Annotated in this window: 23 protein-coding genes; 10 read left to right on the top strand and 13 right to left on the bottom strand. The window is 66.1% G+C overall.

Annotation, left to right across the window (positions count from 1 at the left end):
* Window positions 1-40: 40 nt before the first annotated feature.
* The 7 genes from KHO49_RS15805 to KHO49_RS15775 form a co-directional block, all read right to left on the bottom strand.
* A complete protein-coding gene (locus KHO49_RS15805; protein ID WP_170004501.1) occupies window positions 41-1,678 on the bottom strand; it encodes a BatD family protein in 1,638 nt (545 codons plus the stop codon).
* Window positions 1,675-3,417, bottom strand: coding sequence for a VWA domain-containing protein (locus KHO49_RS15800; RefSeq protein WP_213665284.1), 1,743 nt, complete (start codon window positions 3,415-3,417; stop codon window positions 1,675-1,677). The genes KHO49_RS15805 and KHO49_RS15800 overlap by 4 nt, the downstream gene beginning before the upstream one ends.
* Complete coding sequence (locus tag KHO49_RS15795; protein ID WP_102879098.1) at window positions 3,414-4,490, bottom strand: vWA domain-containing protein; 1,077 nt, start codon at window positions 4,488-4,490, stop codon at window positions 3,414-3,416. The genes KHO49_RS15800 and KHO49_RS15795 overlap by 4 nt, the downstream gene beginning before the upstream one ends.
* Window positions 4,483-4,977, bottom strand: a complete 495-nt coding sequence (locus KHO49_RS15790) for a DUF4381 domain-containing protein (RefSeq protein ID WP_110597237.1) — start codon at window positions 4,975-4,977, stop codon at window positions 4,483-4,485. The genes KHO49_RS15795 and KHO49_RS15790 overlap by 8 nt, the downstream gene beginning before the upstream one ends.
* The gene (locus tag KHO49_RS15785) at window positions 4,974-5,915 is read right to left on the bottom strand and encodes a DUF58 domain-containing protein (RefSeq protein ID WP_102863320.1); all 942 of its coding nucleotides are present in this window, start codon (window positions 5,913-5,915) and stop codon (window positions 4,974-4,976) included. The genes KHO49_RS15790 and KHO49_RS15785 overlap by 4 nt, the downstream gene beginning before the upstream one ends.
* Before the next feature lie 5 nt (window positions 5,916-5,920).
* The gene (locus KHO49_RS15780) at window positions 5,921-6,880 is read right to left on the bottom strand and encodes an AAA family ATPase (protein WP_003218556.1); all 960 of its coding nucleotides are present in this window, start codon (window positions 6,878-6,880) and stop codon (window positions 5,921-5,923) included.
* A 233-nt stretch (window positions 6,881-7,113) separates the two neighbouring features.
* Window positions 7,114-7,470: a hypothetical protein gene (locus tag KHO49_RS15775; RefSeq protein WP_102863321.1), complete on the bottom strand. Its 357-nt coding sequence runs from the start codon at window positions 7,468-7,470 to the stop codon at window positions 7,114-7,116.
* 553 nt (window positions 7,471-8,023) lie between these two features.
* Between KHO49_RS15775 and KHO49_RS15770 the strand changes: the two genes are divergently transcribed.
* Window positions 8,024-12,883 (top strand): NAD-glutamate dehydrogenase, encoded by a 4,860-nt coding sequence (locus tag KHO49_RS15770; protein WP_110597238.1) that lies wholly within the window; start codon window positions 8,024-8,026, stop codon window positions 12,881-12,883.
* A gap of 99 nt (window positions 12,884-12,982) precedes the next feature.
* Here the strand turns inward: KHO49_RS15770 and KHO49_RS15765 are convergent, their stop codons facing one another.
* From KHO49_RS15765 to KHO49_RS15755, 3 genes are all read right to left on the bottom strand, one after another.
* On the bottom strand, window positions 12,983-13,708 hold the full coding sequence (locus tag KHO49_RS15765) for an META and DUF4377 domain-containing protein (protein WP_249735648.1): 726 nt from the start codon (window positions 13,706-13,708) through the stop codon (window positions 12,983-12,985).
* Window positions 13,709-14,053: 345 nt separating this feature from the next.
* A complete protein-coding gene (locus tag KHO49_RS15760; protein WP_213665282.1) occupies window positions 14,054-15,418 on the bottom strand; it encodes a glycosyltransferase family protein in 1,365 nt (454 codons plus the stop codon).
* 182 nt (window positions 15,419-15,600) lie between these two features.
* Window positions 15,601-15,915 (bottom strand): hypothetical protein, encoded by a 315-nt coding sequence (locus KHO49_RS15755; RefSeq protein ID WP_213665281.1) that lies wholly within the window; start codon window positions 15,913-15,915, stop codon window positions 15,601-15,603.
* A gap of 243 nt (window positions 15,916-16,158) precedes the next feature.
* Here KHO49_RS15755 and KHO49_RS15750 point away from each other — a divergent pair, with 243 nt between their 5' ends.
* Genes KHO49_RS15750 through KHO49_RS15740 form a run of 3 tightly spaced genes read left to right on the top strand, consistent with a single transcriptional unit; the run spans window position 16,159 to window position 18,346 of the window.
* Entirely contained in the window at window positions 16,159-16,815 is a 657-nt protein-coding gene (locus KHO49_RS15750; protein WP_102863578.1) for an STN domain-containing protein, read from the top strand.
* Window positions 16,812-17,357 (top strand): RNA polymerase sigma factor, encoded by a 546-nt coding sequence (locus KHO49_RS15745; RefSeq protein WP_102879104.1) that lies wholly within the window; start codon window positions 16,812-16,814, stop codon window positions 17,355-17,357. Before KHO49_RS15750 ends, KHO49_RS15745 begins: the two co-directional genes overlap by 4 nt.
* Window positions 17,358-17,395: 38 nt before the next feature.
* On the top strand, window positions 17,396-18,346 hold the full coding sequence (locus tag KHO49_RS15740; protein WP_213665280.1) for a FecR family protein: 951 nt from the start codon (window positions 17,396-17,398) through the stop codon (window positions 18,344-18,346).
* Window positions 18,347-18,566: 220 nt separating this feature from the next.
* Here the strand turns inward: KHO49_RS15740 and KHO49_RS15735 are convergent, their stop codons facing one another.
* Both KHO49_RS15735 and gspH read right to left on the bottom strand, forming a co-directional pair.
* Window positions 18,567-19,175, bottom strand: coding sequence for a PulJ/GspJ family protein (locus KHO49_RS15735; RefSeq protein WP_110653686.1), 609 nt, complete (start codon window positions 19,173-19,175; stop codon window positions 18,567-18,569).
* Window positions 19,172-19,636: a type II secretion system minor pseudopilin GspH gene (gene gspH, locus KHO49_RS15730; protein WP_259697720.1), complete on the bottom strand. Its 465-nt coding sequence runs from the start codon at window positions 19,634-19,636 to the stop codon at window positions 19,172-19,174. Before gspH ends, KHO49_RS15735 begins: the two co-directional genes overlap by 4 nt.
* A gap of 127 nt (window positions 19,637-19,763) precedes the next feature.
* Between gspH and KHO49_RS15725 the strand changes: the two genes are divergently transcribed.
* Window positions 19,764-20,192: a type II secretion system protein N gene (locus tag KHO49_RS15725; RefSeq protein WP_240322011.1), complete on the top strand. Its 429-nt coding sequence runs from the start codon at window positions 19,764-19,766 to the stop codon at window positions 20,190-20,192.
* A gap of 3 nt (window positions 20,193-20,195) precedes the next feature.
* On the opposite strand, the gene gspI is transcribed toward KHO49_RS15725, so the two are convergent.
* Window positions 20,196-20,582: a type II secretion system minor pseudopilin GspI gene (gene gspI, locus KHO49_RS15720; RefSeq protein WP_110597244.1), complete on the bottom strand. Its 387-nt coding sequence runs from the start codon at window positions 20,580-20,582 to the stop codon at window positions 20,196-20,198.
* 148 nt (window positions 20,583-20,730) lie between these two features.
* On the opposite strand from gspI, the gene gspG reads away from it, so the two are divergent.
* The 5 genes from gspG to gspD are packed head-to-tail and all read left to right on the top strand — an operon-like array spanning window position 20,731 to window position 26,302.
* A complete protein-coding gene (gspG, locus tag KHO49_RS15715; RefSeq protein ID WP_110653688.1) occupies window positions 20,731-21,177 on the top strand; it encodes a type II secretion system major pseudopilin GspG in 447 nt (148 codons plus the stop codon).
* A gap of 8 nt (window positions 21,178-21,185) precedes the next feature.
* On the top strand, window positions 21,186-22,169 hold the full coding sequence (gene gspK / locus KHO49_RS15710; protein WP_170004487.1) for a type II secretion system minor pseudopilin GspK: 984 nt from the start codon (window positions 21,186-21,188) through the stop codon (window positions 22,167-22,169).
* On the top strand, window positions 22,166-23,350 hold the full coding sequence (gspL, locus tag KHO49_RS15705) for a type II secretion system protein GspL (protein ID WP_213665278.1): 1,185 nt from the start codon (window positions 22,166-22,168) through the stop codon (window positions 23,348-23,350). The genes gspK and gspL overlap by 4 nt, the downstream gene beginning before the upstream one ends.
* Window positions 23,343-23,915: a type II secretion system protein M gene (locus KHO49_RS15700; RefSeq protein WP_213665277.1), complete on the top strand. Its 573-nt coding sequence runs from the start codon at window positions 23,343-23,345 to the stop codon at window positions 23,913-23,915. Before gspL ends, KHO49_RS15700 begins: the two co-directional genes overlap by 8 nt.
* The gene (gspD, locus tag KHO49_RS15695; RefSeq protein ID WP_213665276.1) at window positions 23,912-26,302 is read left to right on the top strand and encodes a type II secretion system secretin GspD; all 2,391 of its coding nucleotides are present in this window, start codon (window positions 23,912-23,914) and stop codon (window positions 26,300-26,302) included. The genes KHO49_RS15700 and gspD overlap by 4 nt, the downstream gene beginning before the upstream one ends.
* Window positions 26,303-26,474 lie beyond the last annotated feature (172 nt).

The following is a 26,474-nucleotide window of genomic DNA, read 5'->3' as shown; positions in this document are numbered from 1 at the left end:
CAAGCCGGCTCCTAGGCGGCAGGGGGCTGCACGGCTGCTGTTACTTGGGGTACAGCGGCGGCAGGCTGGTGGTGTCCGCCACCGGGTCCTGCACTCGCTCGTTGATGGGGATGGCGCGGATCGCTCGCCAGAGTTCCTCACCTTGCCAATATTGGCCGGTCTCGCTGTAGAGGGCGCCGTTGAGGCCGTCCAGGGCATCGGACAGGGGGATGAAACGCGCGGCCATGTCGGCCAGGGTTTCCGGTTGTTGGCGCGCCCAGGCATCCAGGGCCTGGCGGGTGGTCTGGGGGTCGTTGGCCTGGCAGGCGCGCTTGAGGTCGTCCAGCAGCGAGCGTGGGCTGGGGCCGGTCTGGGCCGCGCGCAGCACCGCAGGTTGCGATCGCGCGCGCCACCACAGGCCAAAGCCCAGCAGGGTGGTGCAGGCCAGCAGCAGGGTGCTCAGCTGCCACAGCCACAGGTCGCTGTTATCGACACTGGCCTGGGGCGTGCCGGCTGGGGTGTCCACCACCAGGCTCGGGTTGTTCGCCACTTGCAGGGTTCGCGCCGGCAGGCTGGTCTGTTCCAGGCGATCTTCCAGGGTGTTCCACCAAGTGATCTCCAGGGCCGGCAGTTCGAGGTCGCCGGTGCGGGTCGGCACCAGGGCCTGGCGCTCTTCGCGAGTCCCCAGCAGGCCGTGCTCGATGTGCTGGTTGCTCAGTTGCGGCTGGTCCGGGTAGCTGCGCAGGCCATTGATCTCGGCCTGGGGCAGCGGTGGCAGTTGGGCGCTGGACAAGCCCTCGGCGCTCAGGGTCAGGCTGCGAGTCAGGGAGTCGCCGACCTGCGGGTGATCGGGCTCCGGGCTCCAACTTTCACTCAGGGTCAGGCTGCGGGCGGGCAGCCAGGGGGCATCGGCGGGGTAGGCGGCAGGCTTGGCCAGCACCTGCAGGCTCAGTTCGGCGGAGCTGACGTGGATCAGCTTGCCGGGCTTGGGTGCCTGGGACGTGGGCTCTTCTGTGCCTGTGCCCGGGTTGGCCGGGGTGGCGGTGAAGGTCAGCGCCGGGATCAGCAGTTCGCCGCTGCGCTGGGGATAGACGGCGTAGCGCATCTCGATCACGCCATGGCGCACGCCATTGATGAGTTTTTCGTAGGTGCGCGGCTCTCCCAGTTGCTCGATCCGGGCATCGCTCAGTTGCAACGGGCTCAGGCTGCTGTCGTCGAACAGCGGCACCGAATGGTAGATGTGCAGGGTCAGCAGGGCCTGGGCCTGGACATAGACCTTGGGCTGATCGAGTTCGGCGTTGATGAACACCGGCTCCAGGCGGCTGTCCTGATCCTGCACCGGGCTGGCGTTGACTTGCAGGGTCAGGGCCTGGCTCTGCAGGTTGCCCAGTTGCAGCGGGGCGATCTCCAGGGTGCCGGTGTGGCGCGGCAGCAAGGTGACGATCCAGCGGGTGCTGGCGTGGCTGTCGCCAAGGCTGTTGAGCTGGTTGACCTGGCGCGTACCGCGCACTTCGAACTGGTTGTCCAGGGACGTCAGGTCGGGCTTGCCGAACTGGGTGACGTCGGTGGACTCCAGGGTCAGCTCGACAGTCTCGCCGGAGTTCACCTGGTTGCGGTCCAGGCTGGCGAGCAGCCCGGCAGCCTGGGACGCCGAGGTCCAGAGCGCGAGGGCGAGCAGAAGGGCGGTGCAGCGGGTCATCGAAGTTTTCCCTGATCCTGATGTTGTTGCTGTTCGTACCAGAATTTACGCCTCAGCAGTTCCCCCGGGTCGTCCGGGATCTTGCGCAGCCATTGCTCCAGTGCCTGCTGGTGTTCGGCGTCCAGGCTGTCCTGGGCCGGACGCAGGGGCGTGGTGGTGTGCTGGTCGTCCAGCTCACTGCCGGGCACTTCACTGTAGCCGTTGCGCTGCGGGTCGGGCGCTGTGGCCTGGCCCTCGTTGGCCGCAGGCTGTCCGGGGTTGTCCGGCGGGGCGCTGGCGGTGCTCGGCGGGGTGGCCGTCGCGCTGGGTCCGGGGGTGTTGCTGTCGTCGCTGTCGGGGTTTTCCGGCTGCTGCGGCGGTGTTGGCGGGGTGGCTTGCTGCTGTTGCAACAGGCTTTCCACCAGGGCCTTGTTGTGTAGCGCCGGCTGCAGCTCGGGCTGGCGTTCCAGGGCCTGTTCGTAGGCGTCGATGGCGGCTTCCAGCTCACCACTGCGCGCCAGGGCATTGCCGCGATTGTAGTGGGCGCGGGCGTCGTTGCCTTCGGCAAAACGCTCGGCGGCGGCATTGTAGTTGCCGGCCTCGTACAAGGCCACGCCTTGCCATTGCGGGTCCTGGAAGTGTCGTGCAGCCTCGGCCGGGCGCTGCTGTTGCAGCAGGCGCTGGCCTTGCTGGTCGGGGCGCAGCCACAGGTCGTTGAAGTCGAAGGCGTAGCTGGGTTGCGGCGCGGCCAGTAGCAGCAGCGGCAGGCAGAACAGCCAGCCCCGGCGTCCGGCGCAGGCCGCCAGCAGCAACAGGGGCAGCAGCAGCCAATAGCCCTGGTCGGCCCAGGTGTCCAGGCGCAGGGTCTGGCCGTCGCTGCGCACGCCTTGCGGCCCGCCCGTCAGACCCAGGCCCTTGAGGTCGCTGTCGTCCAGGCGCGCCTGACGGTAACGGCCGCCCACCTCGCCAATGAACTGCTTGAGGTCCGGGCTGTCCAGGCGCGATACCAGGATCGCCCCCAGGTCGTCCTTGAGGTAGCTGCCGTCTTCCAGGGTCACCGGGGCACCGTCGCGGCTGCCGAGGCCGAGCATCAGCAATTGCGGTGTTTCACCGTCAAGCGCCTGGCGGATGCCCTGGCGTTCCTGTTCGCTGAGGGAGGAGGCCATCAGCAACACCCGGCCCTGGCCCAGGGCGCCCTGGTCCAGCAGCTTGAGGGCCTTGAGCAGGGCCAGGTCGGCGCGCTGCCCGGCCTGGGGCATGATCGATGGCTTGAGGGCGTCCAGCAGGTTGCGGCTGGTGGCCAGATCATCGGACAGCGGCACCAGGGTGTGGGCGCTGCCGGCGTAGACCACGATCGCGGTCTGGGCGTCGCTGCGCAGTTGCAACAGGTCCAGCAGTTTGTGCCGGGCCTGTTCCAGGCGATTGGGCGGCACATCGTTGGCGAGCATTTGCGGGGTCAGCTCCAGCAACACCACCAGCGGGTCGGCGGGTTTCTGGCTGGTCTGTTCCACCCGCTGCCAGCTCGGGCCCAGCAGGGCCAGCACCGCCAGCAGCCAGGCCAGGCCCAGGGCCACCCAGGGCAGTTTGCTTTCGCGGCCGTTGCCGCCGCTGAGCAGGGCGGCGTGAAAGGCCGGTGGCAGGATCATCTGCCAGCGTCCGGCGCGCTTCTGCCGGTGCCAGAGCTTCCACAGCAGCAGCGCCAGCAGTGGCAGCACCAGCAACCATCCGGGCCGGAACCAATGGGGCCAGAGACTGATCATCGACGCCTCCGCAAGCGCAGGCGCTTGAGCCGCTGGCGCCAGTCATGGGCAGGCAGCAGGAAGTTCGACTCGGTGAAGAAGCGCTGCAGCGGGTTGTGCGGCCAGCGCTCGCGCAGCACCAGCAGCACGCTGAGCAGCAGCGCCGTGGCCAGCGGCCAGTGGTACAGGGCCTGGGCCGGGCGGGCCTGGGTCGGCTGCTGGGCCACCGGCTCCAGTTGGTCGAGGGTGTCCTTGATGGCTTGCAGCTCCTGACCGTCACGGGCACGGAAGTAGCGCCCGCCGGTGACTTCGGCCAGTTCCTTGAGGGCCGGCTCATCCAGGTCCAGGCTCGGGTTGAGCCCCAGCAAGCCGAGGGTCGCGCCCTGGTCCGGGTCGGCCCCGATGCCGATGGGGTAGATTTTCACCCCTTCCTCGGCGGCCAGGCGTGCAGCGGTAATGGGCGGGATTTCGCCGCCGTTATTGGCGCCGTCGGTGACCAGGATCAGCACCCGGCTCTGCGCCGGGCGCTGGCGCAGGCGTTTGAGGGCCAGGCCGATAGCGTCGCCAATGGCGGTGTTCTTGCCGGCGATGCCGATCTTCGCTTCATCCAGCCAGATCCGCACCGTGCGCCGGTCGAAGGTCAGGGGCGCTTGCAGGTAGGCCTTGCTGCCGAACAGGATCAGGCCGACCCGGTCGCCTTCGCGGTGTTCGAGAAAGTCTCCCAGCAGGTGCTTGACCAGGCTCAGGCGGCTGACGTCTTCGTCCTGCCATTGCATGTCGGGAAAGTCCATGGAACCGGAGACGTCCACCGCCACCAGCAGGTCGCGGCCGCTGGCGGCCACCGGCAGCGGTTCCCCCAGCCATTGCGGGCGTGCCGCGGCCAACAGCAACAGGACCCAGAGCAGGATGAAGCGGGCCTGCTGGCGCCAGGCCGGCAGGTGGGCCCGGGCCCGGCGCTTGGACAGGCCCTCCAGGTCACTGAGGAAGCTCACCTTCAGCGCCGGCTCGCCGCTGTCGGCCACCGGCAGCACCAGGCGCAGCAGCCAGGGCAGCGGCAGCAGGGCGAAGATCCACGGCCAGGCGAACTCAAACATGCTTGCGAATCCAGGTGTCCACCGCCTGGGTCAGGCCGGCGATGGCTTTGTCGTCGAGCTTGCACTCGGGTTTGTAGGCGCCTTCCACCAGCACCATCCAGCGGGTCAGGCCGGCGGCCGGGCAGCGGTTGTCGAGAAACGCCAGCCACTTGCGGCCATTGAGGGTGTGGCTCTGGCTGTAGGGATAGTGGTTGCGGCACAGGCGCTTGAGCAGGGCGTTGAGGGCCTGCAGCCAGGCGCCGGCCGGGGCGCCGTCATAAGGCTTGGGCAACAGCGCCAGTTCCGCCAGGGCGGCCAGGCGCACCGGGTCCAGGGGCTGTTCGCTGCGCGCGCGCGCGGCTTTGCGTGGCCACAGATGACGCCAACGCCAGGCCGCGAAGCCGAGCACCGGCAGTAGCAGCGCCAGCAGCCACCAGCCTGGTGCTGGCGGCCACAGGCCGATATCGGGCGGCAGCAGCAGCGGTTGCAGTTGTTCCAGGCTGCTCATCGGCCGGCTCCCGGACGCTGCGGATTGAGGTACTCGCGCAACTGCTCGACCATTTCGCTCTGGGTGCTCAGGGGCATCAGCAGCACCCGCAGTTTTTGCGCCAGGCGTTCCCAGCGGGCGATCCGCGCTTCGCTCTGGGCCCGGTAGGCCTGGCGCAGTTCGTAGTTCAGGGTGTCCAGTTCCAACTGCGCGCCGCGCTCGGCAAAGCGCAACAGGCCGGCGGCGGGCAGGGCATGGTCCAGGGGGTCGGACAGCGGCATCAGCAGCAGGTCGCAGTGCCGCGACAGCAGGCTCAGCTGTTGTTCGGCGGCGTCGCTCAAGGCGCGCTCGTCGCAGATCACGATCACCAGGCTGCCGGGGCGCAGCACTTCACGGCCGCGCAGCAGCGCGGTGCCCAGGGCATCGCGCTGGGGCTGGGCTTCGCTGTGCAGCGACTGGTTGACCCGCACCAGGCGGTTGAGCAGTTGCAACAGGCTCTGCTTGCTGCGTCGCGGTTTGATCTCGTAGTGCTCGTCGTCGCCGTAGACCAGGCCGCCGACCCGGTCGTTATGACCCAGGGCGGCCCAGCCGATCAGGCTCGCGGCCTGGGCGGCGAGCACCGACTTGAACATCAGCCCGGAGCCGAAGAACAGCTGGCGGCTCTGCTCGACCATGATGAAGATCGGCCGCTCGCGCTCCTCGTGGAACAGCTTGGTGTGGGGTTCCTGGGTACGGGCGGTGACCCGCCAGTCGATGGTGCGCACGTCGTCGCCGGCCTGATAGACCCGCACCTGATCGAAGTCCACACCGCGTCCGCGCAGCTTGGAGTGATGCAAGCCGATCAGCGGGCTGCGCTGGCTGGGGGTGGAGAACAGCTGCACCTCGCGCACGCGATGGCGCATCTCGATCAGCTCGCCGAGGGTGATGCGAATGCCGGGTTCGGCGATGGCTTGAGTCATGGAGATCAGGCGACGGCAACGACGTCGAGGATGCGCTGTACCACACGGTCCTGGTCGATGCCTGCCGCTTCAGCCTCGAAGGACAGAATGATGCGGTGGCGCAGCACGTCGAACAGCACCGCCTGGATGTCTTCCGGGCTGACGAAATCGCGCCCGGCGAGCCAGGCGTGGGCCCGGGCGCAGCGGTCCAGGGCAATGGAGCCGCGGGGGCTGGCGCCGTAGGCGATCCACTCGGCCATTTCCGGGTCGAACTTGGCCGGGGTGCGGGTGGCCATCACCAGTTGCACCAGGTATTCCTCCACCGCGTCGGCCATGTACAGGCCGAGGATTTCCTTGCGCGCGGCGAAGATCGCCTGCTGGCTGACCCGACGCTCGGGCTTGGTTTCGCCATTCAAGGCTTCGCCGCGGGCCTGCTGGAGAATGCGGCGCTCCACGGCGGCGTCCGGGAAGCCGATCTTGACGTGCATCAGGAAGCGGTCCAGCTGGGCTTCGGGCAGGGGATAGGTGCCTTCCTGCTCGATGGGGTTCTGGGTCGCCATCACCAGGAACAGGGGCGACAGTTCATAGGTGCTGCGCCCGACACTGACCTGACGCTCGGCCATGGCCTCCAGCAGCGCCGACTGGACCTTGGCCGGGGCGCGGTTGATTTCGTCCGCCAGCACCAGGTTGTGGAAGATCGGGCCTTGCTGGAACACGAAGCTGCCGGTTTCCGGGCGATAGATCTCGGTGCCGGTGATGTCGGCGGGCAGCAGGTCGGGGGTGAACTGAATCCGATGGAATTGCGCTTCAATGCCTTCGGCCAACTCTTTGATGGCCTTGGTCTTGGCCAGTCCTGGAGCGCCTTCGACCAGCATGTGGCCGTCGGCGAGCAGGGCGATGAGCAAGCGCTCGATGAGTTTTTCCTGGCCGAGAATCTGCGTTGAAAGAAAGGTTCGCAGCGCCAATAGCGCTTCACGATGTTCCATCGGTGACTGTTCCTGGAGAGGGTGCGCCCCGGGCGTTGAACTAACGTCGGGGCTGGGGGCGATACTTTAATCCATAGCGGGGGTCGGCGACTAACGGGGAAAACCTGATTTAGCCAATTAGTCGAAAAAAAACACCGCCACCCACCGATTCCCGCGGGCGGTTCCTGTAGCCGCTGCCGCAGGCTGCGCAGGAGACGCGGGGATCTGGAGGGCGCCGCAGGTTCGACGGCGGGTCAGGGCAGTTGGCTGATGTAGGTGCCGGTGCCCTTGAGGATGTTCTGCAGGGTCAGTTCCACTTCGGCCAGGTCCGAGGCGGCGGTGCTGTGGCGGATTTCCAGGTGGTCGGAACCGTTCAGGGCGTCGGCGTCGGCCGCGGCGATTTCGATCAGCAGGGTGGTCGGGCTCAGGGTGACCTTGACGCCATCGAGGGTCGAGGGCTCGCCGTCGAGGGTGATCTCCAGCTCGTCCTCGTCCGGGTAGCGGCTCATCAGGAACATCTCGCCCTGGCTGCTGTGGCAGCAGAGCATGGCCATGTTGTCTTCTTCGTCGTCGCAAGGGTTGGCGATCAGGTGGGCAGTGGTCATGAGCATGGGGGCATTCCTGGGGCGGGGGCCGGCAGCGGCCGGACAGGGCAAAAAGAAACAATTCTGCCAGCCCGAGGGAATTTCTGCTGGCTTGTCTGTCAGAGAACAGGTCGTGAACAGTCATCACCTGCAGCGTCACTTCTGGTACGCAAGTACCGTGAAACCGGGGAAAAACCCTGGTTTTTCTCCGTCGCCTGCTAGTGTTGTTCAGGGCACCGTCTGCCAGTTGCGTGCCGTTGACCGAATATGTCGCAGCATCGCAAGCAGCTGTCGCGTTCCACTCGTTAAGCTGCGCAGCGGACAATTTGTTCTCAAGTGCAATAGGTTGCGTCTGATTTGCGATGGTCACCTGTAAAGGCATTGCGCGCTCTGAAAGCGCCAGTCGTTTTTGCAGATGCCCATCCCGGGAAGGTGAATGTGACCTGTGCGTCTCGTCCAGCTTCACCCACCTGGCATCCTGCAACCTCTGCCCGAGACCAGGAGCAGGATGCACCACCGCCCCGCAAGGGGTTTGCACGCGACGCTACCATCAATAACAAGCCCAAGCGGAGTACCACAGATGGCGTTCTTCACCGCAGCCAGCAAGGCCGACTTCCAGCACCAACTGCAAGCGGCACTGGCCCAGCACATCAGTGAACAGGCACTGCCACAAGTGGCGCTGTTCGCTGAACAATTCTTCGGCATCATTTCCCTGGACGAACTCACCCAGCGTCGCATGTCCGACCTGGCGGGCTGCACCCTTTCTGCCTGGCGCCTGCTTGAGCGCTTCGATCACGCGCAACCGCAAGTGCGCGTCTACAACCCCGATTACGAACGTCATGGCTGGCAGTCGACCCACACCGCGGTGGAAGTCCTGCACCACGACCTGCCGTTTTTGGTGGACTCGGTCCGTACCGAGCTCAACCGTCGCGGCTACAGCATCCACACCCTGCAGACCACCGTGCTCAGCGTACGTCGCGGCAGCAAGGGCGAGCTGCAAGAAATCCTGCCCAAGGGCACCCAGGGCGAGGGCGTGCAGCAAGAGTCGCTGATGTACCTGGAGATCGACCGCTGCGCCAACGCCGCCGAACTCAGCGTGCTGGGCAAGGAGCTGGAACAGGTACTGGGTGAAGTGCGGGTCGCCGTGGCCGACTTCGAGCCGATGAAGGCCAAGGTCCAGGAACTGATCGAAAGCATCGACAACAGCCAGTTCGCCATCGCTGCTGATGAAAAGACCGAGATCAAGAGCTTTCTGGAATGGCTGGTGGGCAACCACTTCACCTTCCTCGGCTATGAAGAATTCGTGGTCGGCACCGATCAGGAAGGCGGGCATATCGACTATGACCCAAGCTCCTTCCTCGGCCTGGCCAAGCTGCTGCGCGCCGGCCTCACCAGCGATGACCTGCGCATCGAAGACTACGCCGTCAACTACCTGCGCGAACCGACGCCGCTGTCGTTCGCCAAGGCCGCGCACCCCAGCCGCGTGCACCGTCCGGCCTACCCGGACTTCGTCTCGATCCGCCAGATCGACGCCGACGGCAAGGTGATCAAGGAATGCCGCTTCATGGGCCTCTACACCTCCTCGGTGTACGGCGAAAGCGTGCGAGTGATTCCCTACATCCGCCGCAAGGTCGAAGTCATCGAGCAGCGCTCGGGCTTCCAGGCCAAGGCGCACCTGGGCAAGGAACTGGCCCAGGTCCTGGAAGTGCTGCCACGGGACGACCTGTTCCAGACCCCGGTGGACGAGCTGTTCAGCACGGTGATGTCCATCGTGCAGATCCAGGAGCGCAACAAGATCCGCGTGTTCCTGCGCAAGGACCCGTACGGCCGCTTCTGCTACTGCCTGGCCTATGTGCCGCGCGACATCTATTCCACCGAAGTGCGGCAGAAGATCCAGCAAGTGCTGATGGATCGCCTGCAAGCCACTGACTGCGAGTTCTGGACCTTCTTCTCCGAGTCGGTGCTGGCCCGCGTGCAGCTGATCCTGCGAGTGGACCCGAAACAACGCATCGACATCGACCCGCTGCTGCTGGAAAAAGAAGTGGTGCAGGCCTGCCGCAGCTGGCAGGACGACTACGCCAGCCTGGTGGTGGAAAGCTTCGGCGAAGCCCACGGCACCAACGTGCTGGCGGACTTCCCCAAAGGCTTCCCGGCCGGCTACCGCGAGCGCTTTGCCGCGCACTCGGCGGTGGTGGACATGCAGCACCTGCTGAGCCTGACCGAAGCCAACCCGCTGGTGATGAGCTTCTACCAGCCCCTGGGCCAGGTCTCCGGCCAGCGCGAGCTGCATTGCAAGCTGTACCACGCCGACACCCCGCTGGCGCTGTCCGACGTGCTGCCGATCCTGGAAAACCTCGGCCTGCGCGTGCTGGGTGAGTTCCCTTACCGCCTGCGCCACAACAACGGCCGCGAGTACTGGATCCACGACTTCGCCTTCACCGCCGCCGAAGGCCTGGACCTGGACATCCAGCAGCTCAACGACACGCTGCAGGACGCCTTCGTCCACATCGTCCGTGGCGATGCCGAGAACGACGCCTTCAACCGCCTGGTGCTGACTGCCGGCCTGCCATGGCGCGACGTGGCGCTGCTGCGTGCCTATGCCCGCTACCTGAAGCAGATCCGCCTGGGCTTCGACCTGGGCTACATCGCCAGCACCCTGAACAACCACACCGACATCGCCCGCGAGTTGACCCGGCTGTTCAAGACCCGTTTCTACCTGGCGCGCAAGCTCACCAGTGAAGACCTGGAAGACAAGCAGCAGCGTCTGGAACAAGCGATCCTCACCGCCCTGGACGACGTTCAGGTGCTCAACGAAGACCGCATCCTGCGACGCTACCTGGACCTGATCAAGGCCACCCTGCGGACCAACTTCTACCAGACCGACGCCAACGGCCAGAACAAGTCCTACTTCAGCTTCAAGTTCAACCCGCACCTGATCCCCGAGCTGCCCAAGCCGGTGCCCAAGTTCGAAATCTTCGTCTACTCGCCACGGGTTGAAGGCGTGCACCTGCGCTTCGGCAACGTCGCTCGCGGCGGCCTGCGCTGGTCCGACCGTGAAGAAGACTTCCGTACCGAAGTCCTGGGCCTGGTAAAAGCCCAGCAAGTGAAGAACTCGGTGATCGTGCCGGTGGGCGCCAAGGGCGGCTTCCTGCCCCGTCGCCTGCCACTGGGCGGCAGCCGGGACGAGATCGCGGCCGAAGGCATCGCCTGCTACCGCATCTTCATTTCCGGCTTGCTGGACATCACCGACAACCTGAAAGACGGCGCCCTGGTGCCACCGGCCAACGTGGTGCGGCATGACGACGATGACCCGTACCTGGTGGTGGCGGCGGACAAGGGCACTGCGACCTTCTCCGACATCGCCAACGGCATTGCCATCGACTACGGCTTCTGGCTGGGTGACGCCTTCGCCTCCGGCGGTTCCGCCGGTTACGACCACAAGAAGATGGGCATCACCGCCAAGGGCGCGTGGGTCGGCGTGCAGCGCCACTTCCGCGAGCGCGGCATCAATGTCCAGGAAGACAGCATCACCGTGGTCGGCATCGGCGACATGGCCGGCGACGTGTTCGGCAACGGCCTGTTGATGTCCGACAAACTGCAACTGGTGGCGGCGTTCAACCACCTGCACATCTTCATCGACCCGAACCCGGACCCGGCCACCAGCTTCGTCGAGCGCAAGCGCATGTTCGAGCTGCCGCGTTCGGCCTGGACCGACTACGACACCAGCATCATGTCCGAAGGCGGCGGCATCTTCTCGCGCAGCGCGAAGAGCATCGCCATCTCGCCGCAGATGAAAGAACGCTTCGACATCCAGGCCGACAAGCTGACCCCGACCGAGCTGCTCAACGCCTTGCTCAAGGCGCCGGTGGACCTGTTGTGGAACGGCGGGATCGGCACCTACGTCAAGGCCAGCACCGAGAGCCACGCTGACGTCGGCGACAAGGCCAACGACGCCCTGCGCGTCAACGGCAACGAGCTGCGCTGCAAAGTGGTGGGCGAGGGCGGCAACCTGGGCATGACCCAGCTGGGTCGTGTGGAGTTCGGCCTCAATGGCGGCGGTTCCAACACCGACTTCATCGACAACGCCGGTGGCGTGGACTGCTCCGACCACGAAGTGAACATCAAGATCCTGCTCAACGAAGTGGTGCAGGCCGGCGACATGACTGACAAGCAGCGCAACCAGCTGCTGGCCAGTATGACCGACGAAGTCGGCGGCCTGGTGTTGGGCAACAACTACAAGCAGACCCAGGCCCTGTCCCTGGCCGCGCGCCGTGCCTACGAGCGTGCTGCCGAGTACAAGCGCCTGATGAGCGACCTGGAAGGCCGCGGCAAGCTGGATCGCGCCATCGAGTACCTGCCGACCGAGGAGCAGCTCACCGAGCGCGCCGCGACTGGCAAGGGCCTGACCCGTCCGGAGCTGTCGGTGCTGATTTCCTACAGCAAGATCGACCTCAAGGAAGCCTTGCTCAAGTCCCTGGTGCCGGATGACGACTACCTGACCCGTGACATGGAGACCGCGTTCCCGCCGAGCCTGGTGGCCAAGTTCTCCGAAGCCATGCGTCGCCATCGTCTGAAGCGCGAGATCGTCAGCACCCAGATCGCCAACGACCTGGTCAACCACATGGGCATCACCTTCGTGCAGCGCCTGAAGGAGTCCACCGGCATGAGCCCGGCGAACGTCGCCGGTGCCTACGTGATCGTGCGGGACATCTTCCACTTGCCGCACTGGTTCCGTCAGATCGAAGCCCTGGATCACCAGGTCTCGGCCCAGGTGCAACTGGAGCTGATGGATGAACTGATGCGTCTGGGCCGTCGGGCCACCCGCTGGTTCCTACGCAGCCGTCGTAACGAGCAGGATGCCGCGCGCGATGTCGCGCACTTCGGTCCGCACCTGGCGGCGCTGGGCCTCAAGCTCGACGAGCTGCTGGAAGGCCCGACCCGCGAAGGCTGGCAGAACCGTTACCAGGCCTATGTCGAAGCCGGCGTACCGGAGTTGCTGGCGCGCATGGTTGCAGGCACCACTCACCTGTACACCCTGCTGCCGATCATCGAAGCGGCCGACGTGACCGGTCAGAGCGCGGCCGATGTGGCCAAGGCCTACTTCGCCGTGGGCAGCGCCCTGGACCTGCCGTGGTACCTGCAGCAGATCAGCGATCTGCCGGTGGGCAACAACTGGCAGGCCCAGGCCCGTGAAGCCTTCCGCGATGACGTGGACTGGCAGCAACGGGCGATCACCATCAAGGTGCTGCAGATGGCCGATGCGCCGGACGACATGGAAGCCCGCGTGGCCCTGTGGCTGGAGCAGAACGCGAGCATGGCTGATCGCTGGCGCGCCATGATGGTGGAAATCCGTGCCGCCAGCGGCACCGACTACGCCATGTATGCCGTGGCCAACCGGGAACTGCTGGACCTGGCCATGAGCGGTCAGTCGGTGCTGTAACGGCCTGACCCCGCCCCAAGCAAAAAAGCCCCGTATCGCAAGATACGGGGCTTTTTTATTGCCTGGCGTCGGTGCCGGCAGGCGGTTGTCGGGTAAGGCTTAGCGGGTCTTGGCCGAGGCGTCCTGCTCGACCACCATGTCCAGCACGTAGACCGTGGACGGGGCGTCGGCAGGCGGGTTCTTCCATTCGTATTGCTTGACCCGCAGCACGTTGCGCACGCCGTCCTGGTGCTCGTAACCCTCGATGGACTGGTACAGCGGATGCCAGGCGTCCTGGGTTGGCAGTTGCAGGCCGGCGGCATCGTAGCGGCGCTCACGCACTTGCAGGCACTGGAAGTCGGGGATCAGCGGGTGGCTGCATTTGACGGTCTGGGCCGCCACTTCCAGGAAGCGCGTCTGGCCCTGGCTGCCGTAGCGGGTCTCGGGGGTGGGCTGGCCTACGAATTTGAGCTGGGTGCCGTCCTGGGTGGTCAGTTGCAGGGTCGGAGTCGATTCGTCGCCGCCGAAGGTGGTGCGCAGGTCGCCCTTGAACAGGCGGCCGACTTCGGCATCCAGGCTCATCAGGCTGGGGTCGCAGGCCATCATGGTCGAGGCCAGGGGCTGGACCTTGAGCACGCCGTTTTCAGACTGGAAACCGCCGAACTGGCGGTTGCAGCCGCCGCTGATGTTGAGGTTCTGCCCGGTGAAGGTCAGGCGCAGCTGGCGCTCGATGCCCTTGTCCAGGGCGGCAACGGGTTTGCCCGCCGCGTCGCTGGCCGAGACCAGTTGCCAGTAGTAGGCGGCCAGTGCGGGTTGGGCGCTGACGGAGGCAGTGCTGGCGGGCATGGAAGAGGATCCTTCAGGGGGAGTGGACGCCGGGGTGCAGGCCTGGAGCAGGGCGGCACAGACGGATACGAGGAGGATGTTTTGCTTCATGGTTCGCTCTTTCAGCCTTGATGGAGTATGGCCTGGCGCATGGGCGGCAGGCCCAGGCCGGTAATCTGTGGCAGTGATGCGCGGCGCCCGCCACCTGGGCCGGGCGCCGCCGGACGACCGCTGCCGTTACCGATTGCGATGTGACAGCACTGTGCCAGTTCGGTTTCATGGCCGCTGGCCAGCGGGAGTGTTACCAAATCTTGCACACGCGTTGCAAGCAGCGCCCCGGATTGCCCGCCGCCCAGTGTCCCGGGCTTACCAGAACCAGTAAGGCAGGAATTTGGGCGTTGGCTCATTGGCCAGTTCCAGGTGATAGGTGATGGCGTTGAAAAAGAACCCATCGAGCAAGAGAAACGCCGCCACGCCGAACGCCAGGACGATCACCTCGTAATGCCGGTGCTCGGCGTATTGCCGGCCGATCCAGTAGCGCACGCCGCTGAGCAGGACAAAGCTTGCGAACACACCGGCGAAGTTGGGCTGCAAGGGCTGGGCGGCAAACGCGTTGTAGCCCAGCACCAGCAGCGCCAGGACCGCGCCGCTGGCCGGCAGGTTCAGGCACAGGCGCAGCAGGCGTTTGCGGGTGGCGCTGAACAGGCCGTTGGGGTCGATGAATATATAGGCCGCCAGCAGGGAAATGGCCGGGGTGATGGACACGATGTAACGCGCCTTCTTCGAGTTGGGAATGCTGAAGAACAGGATCAGCACCAAGAACCAGGCGCCCAGGTACAGCAGCAGGCGCGGTGCCGACGGCGGTGGCGCGCTGAACCCCGGCCTGGCGCTTCTGACCATGACGCACAGGGCGTAGAACGCGGTGAAGCTGTAGGTGATCAGCCCGACGCTGAAGTAGAAGTAATAGCGTGGCGAGTGATTGCTGGCGATCCGGCCCAGGCCCTGCATCTCCAGCACTTGCTGCATGAAGGCGTCACCGCCCTGCACGTGGGCGGCCCAGGCCAGCAGGGCGACCCCGGCGGCGAACAGCAGGCCGCTCAGCAGCGAGAACCCGACCAGGGTCCGCCACTGCCGGCTCAGCAGGTAATAGGTGCCGACCACCAGTGCCGGGCCGATCATGCCGATCGGCCCGCGCAGGGCAAAGCCCAGGATCAGCCCAAGCAGTACCAGCGCCAGGCGTGCGCGCTGTTGCTTGAGATCGGCGGTGTAGGCCAGGTAGAAGCAGCCCGCGGTGATCAGGGCGGGGTAGATGTCCAGGGCCAGGGAGTTGACGCTGTCCAGGAACGCCCAGGTGAACAGCGCAAAGAGCACGCCGCAAACGCCCCATTTCTGCTCATGCAGGGCCCCCAGTTTGTAGATGAACACCAGCATCAGCGACGCGGCAATGCACAAGGGCAGGCCCATCGACAGCACGGACAGCTGGCCGAAGGGCAGCGACGCCAGGTAGACCAGCAGCGTGTTGACAACGGTGTAGTCGGGATACGGCTGCAGATCGTCGGCGATGGGGAACAGCGTCATGCCGTGCTGCAGCATGTACTCGGCGAAGTCGACGAAGCGCGTGGTGTAGTTGAGGACGGCCGGTTTGTATTGCAGGCCCATGAACAGCACGAGGGCCACCAGGAAAATACTCAGGCCGGGTCGTTGCCAGATTTGTTTTTGAACGCTTTCCATGTTCACAACACACAAAAAAAGCCGACGGTATGGTGGCCAGCACTCGAACGCGTGCACGAATGGCGGCGTGGCAGGTTGCTGGCACCGGTTTTTGGGTGCAGCAATCTAGCGCGGCCGAGGTTAACGGCCGGTATAGGGGCGCAGTCCCGGCAGTGGCCGCTTCAGGCCCGAGGAGCTGGCCCTCAGGGCCGTTGCGGCTTGACCGAAGTGCCGAAGGTATTACCCATGCGCACGCTGGTGGCGGCCGGTGTCGAGAGCCCGACCTGGTTCGGCGGGCGCTTGTGCACCGGGTCCTCCAAGGCCTGTTGATTGGCCTGGGCCGCCTTGACGGCGTCCGGGTCGTTGCCCATCTGTTTGCTCAGGCAGTTGTAGTCGGGGGCCTTGTAGCCGCCGACGCTGACTTCCACGCAACCCTCGCGGGCCTCCTCGGCCTGCAGCGTCCAGGGCAGGGCGCACAGCAGCAACAAGGTGGCGGCGTATTGGCTTGAACGATTCATCCTGGCCTCCTGGCAGGCCCGGGAAAGCGGGCCTCGATGCCGGCCGAGTGTAGTGCAAACCGATGACTGAAAAAGTGATGGTTTTTTTGCCGTGGCCGTAACACCAGATTCATAAACTGGCCTCAGGATGACGCTTTTAGGGATTGGACTGCAGTGCAGCGACGCAGCGCGCAGGTCGGGCGATGGACTTCATTGCACGGGGGCTTGGCGACCTGTGTGCTGGGGTTCGTGCTGCTGGCGCCGATGCCGCAGGGCTGGGGCCAGCCCGCTGTCGAGGGACCGCCCCGGGTGGATTCCCAGGCCTTGCTGACGCTGGAGATTCCGGCGCAGAACCTGGTGGATGCCCTGGAGCTGTTCAGTCGCGCCACAGGAATGGCGGTGCTGGTGGATCGGGAGTTGACCCGGGGGCGGCGGTCGGTGGGGATCAAGGGCCGCTACAGCGCTCAGGAGGGCTTGAGTCGCCTGCTGGCGGGCAGTGGCCTGATGGCCCGTTATGCCCGCAGCGATGCCTTCACCCTGCAGGTGCCACAGGCCACGCCGGCCACGCCGCTACCGGGTGCGGGAAGCAGCCGGGCGGCGCGGCTCAACAGCAGTTATGCCAGTGCCGTGCAACAGGCGGTGGAGCACAGTCTGTGTGGTTCGGCGTTGACCCGTCCGGGCCGCTTTCGCGCTTTGTTGCAACTGTGGATCGGCGCCGATGGCCGGGTGCAGCACAGCCGCCTGGTGAGCTCCACCGGCGATCTGCAGCGCGATGAAGCCTTGGTGCAGCGCCTGGCGGACACCCGGGTTCAGCGCCAGGCGCCCAGCTCGCTGCGCCAGCCGCTGACCTTACTCTTGATACCGGACACAACAGGGAAACGCATGGACTGCAGGGAATGGGAAGGAGCTTCCGGGGTATGAAAAATACCGCACAGAGTGCGATGGTCAGGCTGTTCCTGACGTCCTACGAGGACTTTCGGGTGCGCTTGCGCAGGCGCCTGGGCTCCGAGGACCTGGCCAACGACGTCCTGCATGAAACCTACCTGCGGGTCGACCGCATGGAGGAGCCGCCCAACCTGCTGCAACCCAATGCCTACCTCTATCGCATGGCCCTGAACATTGCCGCCGACCGCCGCCAGTCCGACGCCCGGCTGCTGACCGGCGACGAGGTCGAGGAACTGCTGCACATCGCCGATGACACCCAGGACCCGTCGCGGGTGGTGGGCGGCCAGAAAGAAATCCAGACCCTGCTCAAAGCCCTCTACGAACTGCCGGCGCGGCGGCGCAAGATCTTTATCGCCGCACGCCTGGAAGAGGCGCCGCACCTGGAAATTTCCCAGCGTTTCGGCATTTCCACACGGATGGTGGAGAAAGAAATCAAGGCTGCCCTGGGCCATTGCGCCTTGCGCCTTGAAAGAAAAGTCATTCAGCGGTTCGGTCCCGGGGCCGGAAAACTGTCCTAGACAAAGAGTCCCTGATCAATCCGTGAGTACCTGCGCGCTTGAACATTTTTAGCATCTGCACCCCCCAGGCCTCGGCGGACCCGCAACTGTTGAGGGAAGCCCAGGACTGGCTGGTCCTCCTGACTTCGGGTCGGGCCACCGTGGCCGACGCCCGGGCGCTGCGCCAATGGTGCGCACAAAGCCCGCAGCACGCGGCCGCCTTCGAGCACACCAAGGCCCTGTGGCACTGTCTGCAATCGGCAGCCCAGCAGCTGGAGCAACAGTCCCGGCCCCGGCACTTGGGGCGTCGGGCGTTTCTGGGTGGCGCGATTGCGGCGTCGGCGGCGCTGTTCATGGTGCGGTTCACTGTCCCGGGCGGCTTTGCCGGGCTGACCGCGGATTTCGCCACCGACGTCGGTGAACAGCGGCGGGTGGACCTGGCCGAGGGCGTGAGCCTGGAGCTCAATACCCAGACCCGCATCAGCCGCCGCGACCCGGGCGCGGGCGAGCAGGGCATCGAGCTGCTGGAGGGCGAGGTGGAAGTTTTCAGCCACAGCACCCAGCCGCTCAAGGTCCAGGCCGGTGATGGTTGGCTGAGTGCGCGCCAGGCGCGCTTCAATTTGCGCAACACCGATCATCAGGTGTGCGTGACCTGCATCGAAGGCAGCCTGCAAGTGGCAGTGGCGGGGCGCAGCATTCGCCTGGACAGCGGTCGGCAACTGACCTACGACGCCAGGGCGGTGGGCGAACCGATCGCCGTGGACCCCCGCAGCGTGATCGCCTGGCGCGAGCAGGTGCTGGTGTTCGACAACGCCAGCCTCAACACCGTGATCAGCGAGATCAACCGCTATCGTCCGGGGATGCTGGTGCTGCTCAATGCCGAGTTGGGCCAGCGCAAGGTTCAGGCGCGCTTCAACCTCAACCAGTTGGCGGGCGTGGCCTTGCTGATCCGCGACGCCTATGGCGCCAAATGCACCGAGCTGCCCGGTGGCGTGGTACTGCTCAGCTGACACCCCGCGAGATCCCTGCGTCTCCTGCGTCGCAATGCCGCCCAAGCCGTTCGCAGCCTGCGGCAGCGGCTACACAAACCTGGCTCGGCACTGACCTGTAGCCGCTGCCGAGCCCTTGGCGAGGCTGCGAAAAGGCCCGCAGGGCCTTGCTTGGCGATCTTGCGTCGAACCCTCAGCGTTTCGAACTCGCAGCGTCACCGACGCAGCCGTTCGCAGCGTGTTAGAGCAAGGGCCCCAACACTTGGCGATAGCGCTCTTCGCCCTGGGGCGTTTGCCGCACCAGGCGGATCTCCAGGCCCGGGGGATTGTCCTGGCGATTGCCACTGAGTTGACGCCAGCCTTTGTCAGGGTTCCAGACCCGTACCTGCAAGTCGCTGACCCGGCCGAGCACGGCCACTCCGTTCTTGGGCGCCGGCAAGGGATAGCGGTCCCGAACCTCGGCCTCGGCGCGGTACAGGGTGTCGCCCTTGAGCCACCAGCGCACGCGTTGCAAGCCTACCCCCGGGGCGGGGGCGCTGCGGATCACTTCCAGGCGAAAGCCCTTGCTGTCGGAACTGCGCACACTCAGCGGGGCGGGGCTGTCGGGTTCGGCCTCGTCGGTCTCTCCCAGGCTCGGTTCGCGCAACTGGGAAGCGGCCCGCAAGGCCACGTCGCGCTCCAGCTGATTGAGGCTGCGCAGCAGTTCCTCGGTCTGTTCGGTGCTGGCCCGCAGATGGCTGTCGGCCCGGGTGACGCTGTCCAGGCCGCGCCAGGCAATCAGGCTGACCAGCGCCATGAGCATGATCGCCACCATCACCTCGATCAGGGTAAAGCCGCGTTGTGTCGTCATGGCTGGCTCACCACCCGCAACTGGCCGCTGGCGCTGCGCTCTACCCGCAAGCTGTTCTGGCCGTCGGACAGCACCACCTGCAGCGGCGGGTTGATCCATTCGGCGTTCAGTACCAGGCGCTGCCTGGGCTCGATATGCACCTGCAGCGTCGGGCTTTGCCACTGCCGTGGCCGCAGTTGCCGGTCGTGGCGAAAGTCGTCGATGCCGCTGCCCTCGTCTTCGCGGCGGCTGAAGCTATAGCCCTTGGCCGTGGCCCGCCAGGTGATCGGCCGGCCGTCGGCCCGGGCTTCGGCCTGGGCCACTTGCAGCAACTGGGCCAGGCCCTCGGCGTCCTTGCGCAGGGTCTGCAGCGGATCGGGGCGGATGCTCAAGCCCACGGCGGCGCTGGCGATGCCGATGATCACCAGCACCACCATCAGTTCGATCAGGGTGAAGCCCTGTTGCTTGCCTGTGTGTCGCACCTTGTGCTCCTTGGCGACGGGACTGGCGCGCCCGACGCAGATGATCGTGCAGTGAAATAAAACCGTGAGAATTGAGCTGTAGGCTGTGGCAACGGACAAACAGGAGGTCCCGCCGATGCTACGTGCCATGTCATTTCCGTCGCGCCTTGACGCCCCCCGGTTGCTGCAATATGCGGCGTTGCTGGCGGCCCTGGCCGGTGTTGCCACCTGGTCGTCGCTGCTGCTGACCCCGGCGCAATCCCAACCCCCGGCAGTGGCGCCCCAGGTGCTCGCCGCGCGCTCCGACAACCCGGCCTTGCAGTGGTTTGCCAACCAGCCGGTGCAGGTGGATATCAAGGTGTCCGGGGTCATGGCCGGTGCCCGTGGCGCGGTGGCGATCCTGAGCCTGAACGACGGTCCGCCGCGCAGCTTCCTGGCCGGCGAGCAACTGACCCAGGGGGTGCGCCTGGCCGCCGTCGAGGCCGACGGCGTGCTGATCGAGCGCGGCGGCGAACAGTCGCGGATCAAGGTCAGCAAGCTGCCGGACTCGCCGCTGCTGCCACGGCTGACACGCTGACCCTCACTGGCGCGGCACCTGGGGGCGGCTGACCAGGGTTTCCAGGCGGGCCAGGGGCGGCGCCTCGCGGCTGCGCTCGCGCACCTGGACGCTGACCCGCAACAGCCCGGGCGCGGTCGCCGCGCCAATCGCCTGTTCGCAGCGCAGCTGCAGGCGTCCCTGGTCGCAATCGACGCTCTTCAATCCGCTGGGCAAACGACCTTCCAGGCGCAACTCGGCGAGCCGGCTCTGCGCCGCCAGCAAGGCCAGGGACTTGTCCCGCAGCAGGCCGTTGCTCTGGGTCATCAGCCCGGCCACGCGCACCGCCGCGGCCATCGCCACGGCAATGATGGCCAGGGCCACCAGCACCTCGATCAGGGTAAATCCAGCTTGTTTGGACACGGCTCGCATGGGCCCCTCGCGACTGGGAAACAGCCTCGCAGACTAGCCTGCGGGCTTGACCGAATGGCGACTGAAACTCCCGAGGTTTTTCAATACCACTGACATATCTTCTTGCAACACTGCGCGACGAATCGAACTCAAGCCAAGGAATGTCGAGATGGATATCGCGCCTGTCACCTCAATTGCTGCACCCCGAAGCCAGCGTGGCTTCACCCTGATCGAGATCATGGTGGTGGTGGTCATCCTCGGGATTCTGGCCGCGATGGTGGTGCCCAAGGTCCTGGACCGCCCGGACCAGGCCCGGGCCACGGCGGCCAAGCAGGACATCGCCGGCCTGATGCAAGCCTTGAAGCTGTATCGCCTCGACCACGGCAGCTACCCGAACATGAACCAGGGCCTCAAGGTGCTGGTGGAGCGTCCGGCCAATGCCAAGGACAGCAACTGGCGCTCCTACCTGGAGCGGCTGCCCAACGATCCCTGGGGCCGTCCGTATCACTACCTCAACCCGGGGGCCAATGGTGAGGTGGATGTGTTCTCCCTCGGTGCCGACGGCCAGCCCGATGGCGACGGCGTGAATGCCGATATCGGCTCCTGGCAGCTGTAAGGCCGGCCATGAACAGCCATTCGCCCCATGCGGCGAAGCAGCGTGGCATGGCCATCATCAGCGCCTTGCTGATCGCCGCGGTGGTGGCGGTGCTGGCCGCGGCCATGCTCTCCCGGCAAAGCACCTTGACCCGCAGCGTGGAAGCCGAGCAGGCGCGGGTGGTGGGGATCGGGGTGTTGCAGGGCGGCCTGGAATACAGCCGGCAATTGCTCTGGGACGCCCGTCAGCGCGACGTCCTGACCCGACTCGACCAGGCCTGGGCACGGCCCATCGGCGATCAGGCCTTGGGCGGCTTCAACGCGGGGTTCCAGGGCCGCCTGCAGGACCTGCAAGGCAAGTTCAACCTGCGCAATCTGGTGTTCAACCAGCAAGTGGACCCGGTGCAGTTGCAGGCCTTCGAACAGCTGTGTCAGCTGATCGGCATCGACAGCGCCCTGAGCCGACGCATCAGCCAGCGGGTGATCGCTTCCTATCCCCAGCGCTTGGGCAGCACAGCGCACGCCGCCAGCCAACCGGGCAGCTTCAACAGCGGTCGCCTGACGTCCCCGGGCGCGGCGACCCAGACCTTGCCGCCCCGGCAGCCGATGCTGCGCAGCCTGGACGACCTGCGGGGTATCCAGGGTCTGGACGAGGCCCGGTTGGCCCGTCTTGAACCCTACGTCAGCATCCTGCCGGGCAACACCTGGATCAACGGCAATACCGCCAGCGCCGAGGTACTGACGGCAGCGGTGCCGGGGCTGCCGCTGTCCCGGGCCAAGGCCCTGGTGGCGGAACGTGATGCCGGGCACTGGTTCATCAACCGTGGCGATTTCCTCAACCGTCTACGCATGCCCCATCTTGCGGTAGAGCAGATCAAGGTCGGCATCACCAGCGAATGGTTCCTGCTCCAGGGCCGGGCTCGCCGCGATCAGCGCCGGGTCAGCCTGGAGGCCCTGTTGCACCGTCCCGAGGACCGCATGCCCCAGGTGATCTGGTCGCGGGTGGGGGCATGAGTCGCTTGCGCATCGCCTTGCCGCCCCTGGCCGAGTTGATTGCGGCTGAAGCGCCATTGGCCAGCCCGGTGGACTTCGCCCGGCTCGATCGCAGTGGCCGGGCGGGGGAGATCGGCCGCCGTCCCCTGGGGCAACTGGCCCAGGGCGGCAAGCCGGTGCCGGTGGAGTGCTTCCTGCATCCGTTGGACAGCCTGCTGACCCATATCGAGTTGCCTCAGTTGCCGGCGGCGCGGATCAAGGCCGCGGTGGACTGCGCCGCCCAGGCGCTGATCCTCGGCCCCAGTGAGCAGATGCACGTGGCCCATGGCGCCCGGGATGCCCAGGGGCAGGTGGCCCTGAGCTGGTTGCCCAAGACCGCACTGCAAGCCCTGGGGCGTCTGTTGGCACAGGCCGGCCTGAAGCTTCAGGGGCTGTACCCGGCGCCTTATGCCTTGCCGGTGCCGCCGCCGGGGCAAGCCAACCTGTGCCTGCTCGATGGCCAGCTGCTGCTGCGCCAGAGCAGCGGGCAGGGCAGCGTGCAGCCGCTGGTGGAAGAAACCCTGGAGCAGTTGCGGGCCTCGGGCTGCGAGGTGGGCTGGATCGGCGATGCCGCGCCGCCGGTCTGCCAACTGCTGCCGGGCGAGCAACGCTGGAGCGGCCCGCTGCCGGGATGGGGCTTGCACGCCGGCGCGCTGGCGGGGGGCGTGAAGGTCCAAGGCTGGGGCCGGGCCCTGGGGTGCTGCGCCCTGGCCGTGCTGGTCTGGGTCGTGGGGCTGAACCTGTATGCCGCCCGTGAGGCCGAGCAGGGCCAGCGGCTCAAGGCGCAGATGAGTCAGCGGGTCAAGCAGGTGTTCCCGCAGTTGCCGGTGGTGCTCAATCCCCTGCAACAGGCCCGCCAGCAACTGGCGGCGCAGCAGAGCGGGGCGGCTGACCCGACCCAGGTGTTCAGCCGTCTGTTGCAGCAGGCCGGCAGTGCCATGCCCTTTATGGTGGGCAGCGTGCAGAGCCTGAGTTTCGCCGAGGACCGCTTGCAGCTGGAGCTGCTGCCGGACACCCCGAAGAGCGCCGACAGCGCCTGGCAGGGCGCCTTGACCCAGGCCGGCTACAGCGTCCGGGCCGAGGGCAATGGCTGGAGCCTGAGCCCGGCCGCAGACGAGCCGGCCAACGTCGCCGACAATCCCCCGGGAGCTGAAGATGAATAAGGCCAGGCTGGCGCAGTATCAGGCGCGCTGGTCGCGCCTGCGGACCCAGGTCCATATCCACGTCCAGGGCCATTGGAACACTCTGGCGCTGCGGGAAAAACGCCTGCTGAGCGCCACCGCCCTGGGCGTGCTGGGGCTGTTGCTGTGGTGGCTGCTGATCCAGCCGCCGCTGAAGACGATCGATTACTGGCAAGCCGAGACGCCGAAGCTGCGCGCCCAGGCCGAGGCCCTGGAAGTGCTGTTGCACGAGGCGGCGGGCCCTGACAGCCGGGGCGCGAGCCTTGAGCAATCCCTGCGCCAGACCCTGGAAGGCGCCGGGCTCAAGGACCACTACCAGTTGCAACAGCCTGATGAAGCCGGCCCCGAGAGCTGGCGGTTGACCTTTGAGCAGGCCCCGGCGGATGCCGTGGTCGGCTGGCTGCTGGGGGCTCCCCGGCAGCTTTCACTGCAGGTGGTGGAGGCCCGTCTGCAACGCGCAGCCGCGGCCGCCGCCCAAGACTCGGCAGGCACACTGTCCGGGACCGTTCGCATGGATCAGGCGCAGGGCGCTAAGGAAGCTTCATGAAGTGGTCAGGTTGCAATTACGTGCGCCAGTGTCGCAAGGCCGCACCTTTTCTGCTGCTGGCGTTGGGGGCCTGCAGCAACACCCCGTCCACCACGCCGCCGCCCTTGCTGGTGGACAGCGAACTGGGCCAGCCCCTGGCCAATACCCAGCGCAGCGGCGATGCCCTGCTGGATCGCCAGCGCTTGCAGGCGCAACAGGCTCAACGGCCTAAAGTGCTGCACCCGGTGACCAACAGCAGTCGCGGCCACAGCACCCCGCGCAGCACCAGTGTGCCGCGCAACCCCCTGGGGGATCAGCCGGTGCAACTGAACTTCGTCGACGCCGATATCCAGGCGGTGGTGCGGGCCTTGTCCCGCTCCACCGGCCAGCAGTTCCTGGTGGACCCGCGGGTCAAGGGCAGCCTGACCCTGGTCAGCGAAGGCCAGGTGCCGGCCCACCAGGCCTACGACATGCTGCTGGCGGCGCTGCGCATGCAGGGCTTTTCCGTGGTGGACGTGGGCGGCGTGGCCCAGGTGGTGCCCGAGGCCGATGCCAAGCTGCTGGGCGGACCGATCTACAGCGCCGACAAGCCAGCGGGCAACGGCATGCTGACCCGCACCTTTCGCCTGCAATACGAAAATGCGGTGAACCTGATCCCGGTGCTGCGGCCTATCGTTTCGCCGAACAACCCGATCAACGCCTACCCGGGCAACAACAGCATCGTGGTCACCGACTATGCCGAGAACCTGCAGCGAGTCGCGCAGATCATCGACGGCATCGACACCCCCAGCGCCATCGACACCGATGTGGTAGCGGTACAGAACGGCATCGCCGTGGACATCGCGACCATGGTGGCCGAACTGCTGGAAACCCAGGGCGCCGACCAGACCCAAAAAATCAGCGTGATTGGCGACCCGCGTTCCAACTCCATCATCATCCGTGCCGGCAGCCCGGAGCGCACCGAGCTGGCGCGCAACCTGATCTACAAACTGGACAACGCCCAGAGCAACCCGAGCAACCTGCACGTGGTCTACCTGCGCAACGCCCAGGCCGGCAAACTGGCCCAGGCCCTGCGCGGGCTGCTGACCGGCGAAAGCGACAGCGGCGGCAGCGACGGCGCCCGGGCCATGCTCAGCGGCATGGGCGGCAACAGCCAGAGCGGCCAGAGCCCGACCCAGAACAGCAGCGGCACGCCCACCGGCAGCGGCAACGTCAGCAACAGTGGCAGCAGTGCCTATGGCCAGGGCAGCAACTCCGGCAGCGGCTTGAGCGGCACTGGCCAGGCAACGGATCAGAACACCGCCTTCAGTGCCGGCGGGGTCACCATCCAGGCCGACGCCACCACCAACACCTTGCTGATTTCCGCCCCGGACCCGCTGTACCGCAACCTGCGGGAAGTCATCGACCAGCTCGACCAGCGTCGCGCCCAAGTGGTGATCGAAAGCCTGATCGTCGAAGTGGGCGAGGACGACGCCAGCGAATTCGGCGTGCAGTGGCAGGCCGGCAACCTGGGTGGGCGTGGTGGCTTTGGCGGGGTCAACCTGGGCGGCAGCGGGCTGGTGGGCACCCCGGCCAGCAAGACCAGCATCGACGTCTTGCCCAAGGGCCTGAACATCGGCGTGGTCAACGGCACCGTGGACATCCCGGGGATCGGCAAGGTGCTGGACCTCAAGGTCCTGGCCCGAGCGTTGAAGAGCAAGGGCGGAACCAACGTGTTGTCGACGCCGAATCTTTTGACCTTGGACAACGAGGCGGCGAGCATCTTCGTTGGCCAGACCATTCCCTTTGTCACCGGCAGCTATGTCACCGGAGGCGGCGGCACCAGCAACAACCCGTTCCAGACCGTGCAGCGTGAAGAAGTGGGCCTGAAGCTTAATGTGCGGCCGCAGATTTCCGAGGGTGGCACGGTCAAGCTGGACATCTACCAGGAAGTCAGCAGCGTTGACCCTCGCGCCTCGGTGGATGCCGGGACCGTGACCAACAAACGTGCGATCGATACCAGCATCCTCTTGGATGACGGGCAGATCATGGTGCTGGGGGGGTTGCTGCAGGACGGTTACAGCCAGAGCAATGACGCGGTGCCGTGGCTGTCGAGTATTCCTGGACTTGGGGCATTGTTTCGCAATGAGAAGCGCAGCATTACCAAGACCAACCTGATGGTGTTCTTGCGGCCTTACATCATTCGCGACAGTGGCGCGGGGCGCAGCATTACCCTCAATCGTTACGACTTCATGCGCCGGGCGCAGGGGGAGTTGCAGCCGGAGCGCAGTTGGGCGATGCCGGATATGCAGGCGCCGCAGTTGCCTTCGGCGGCGAAGGCGATTCCGGGGGCGGTGCCGGTGTCGTTGCAGACGCCTGGGGTTGGGCAGGGGCCGCGGGCGACGATCAGGGCGGTGCCGGTGCAATGAAGGTGTTCATTCAGAGGCATGGAGCCTATGTCCGTTGTTGTGGTCATGGCCACTTTTGCAGGGGCTTTGACGGCCAATGGAGGGGGTACATATCCGTTGCTGCGGGTGTGGCTACTTATGGTTTCGCCCTTACGGCGAGTCCCTTTTTTTCAAACGCCAAAAAAAGGAACCA

The organism is Pseudomonas sp. RC4D1 (assembly GCF_018390395.1).
In the GTDB taxonomy this organism is placed as follows: domain Bacteria; phylum Pseudomonadota; class Gammaproteobacteria; order Pseudomonadales; family Pseudomonadaceae; genus Aquipseudomonas; species Aquipseudomonas danubii.
Note: the sequence above shows the minus strand (reverse complement) of the source record. Positions and strands in the feature narration are given on the sequence as shown.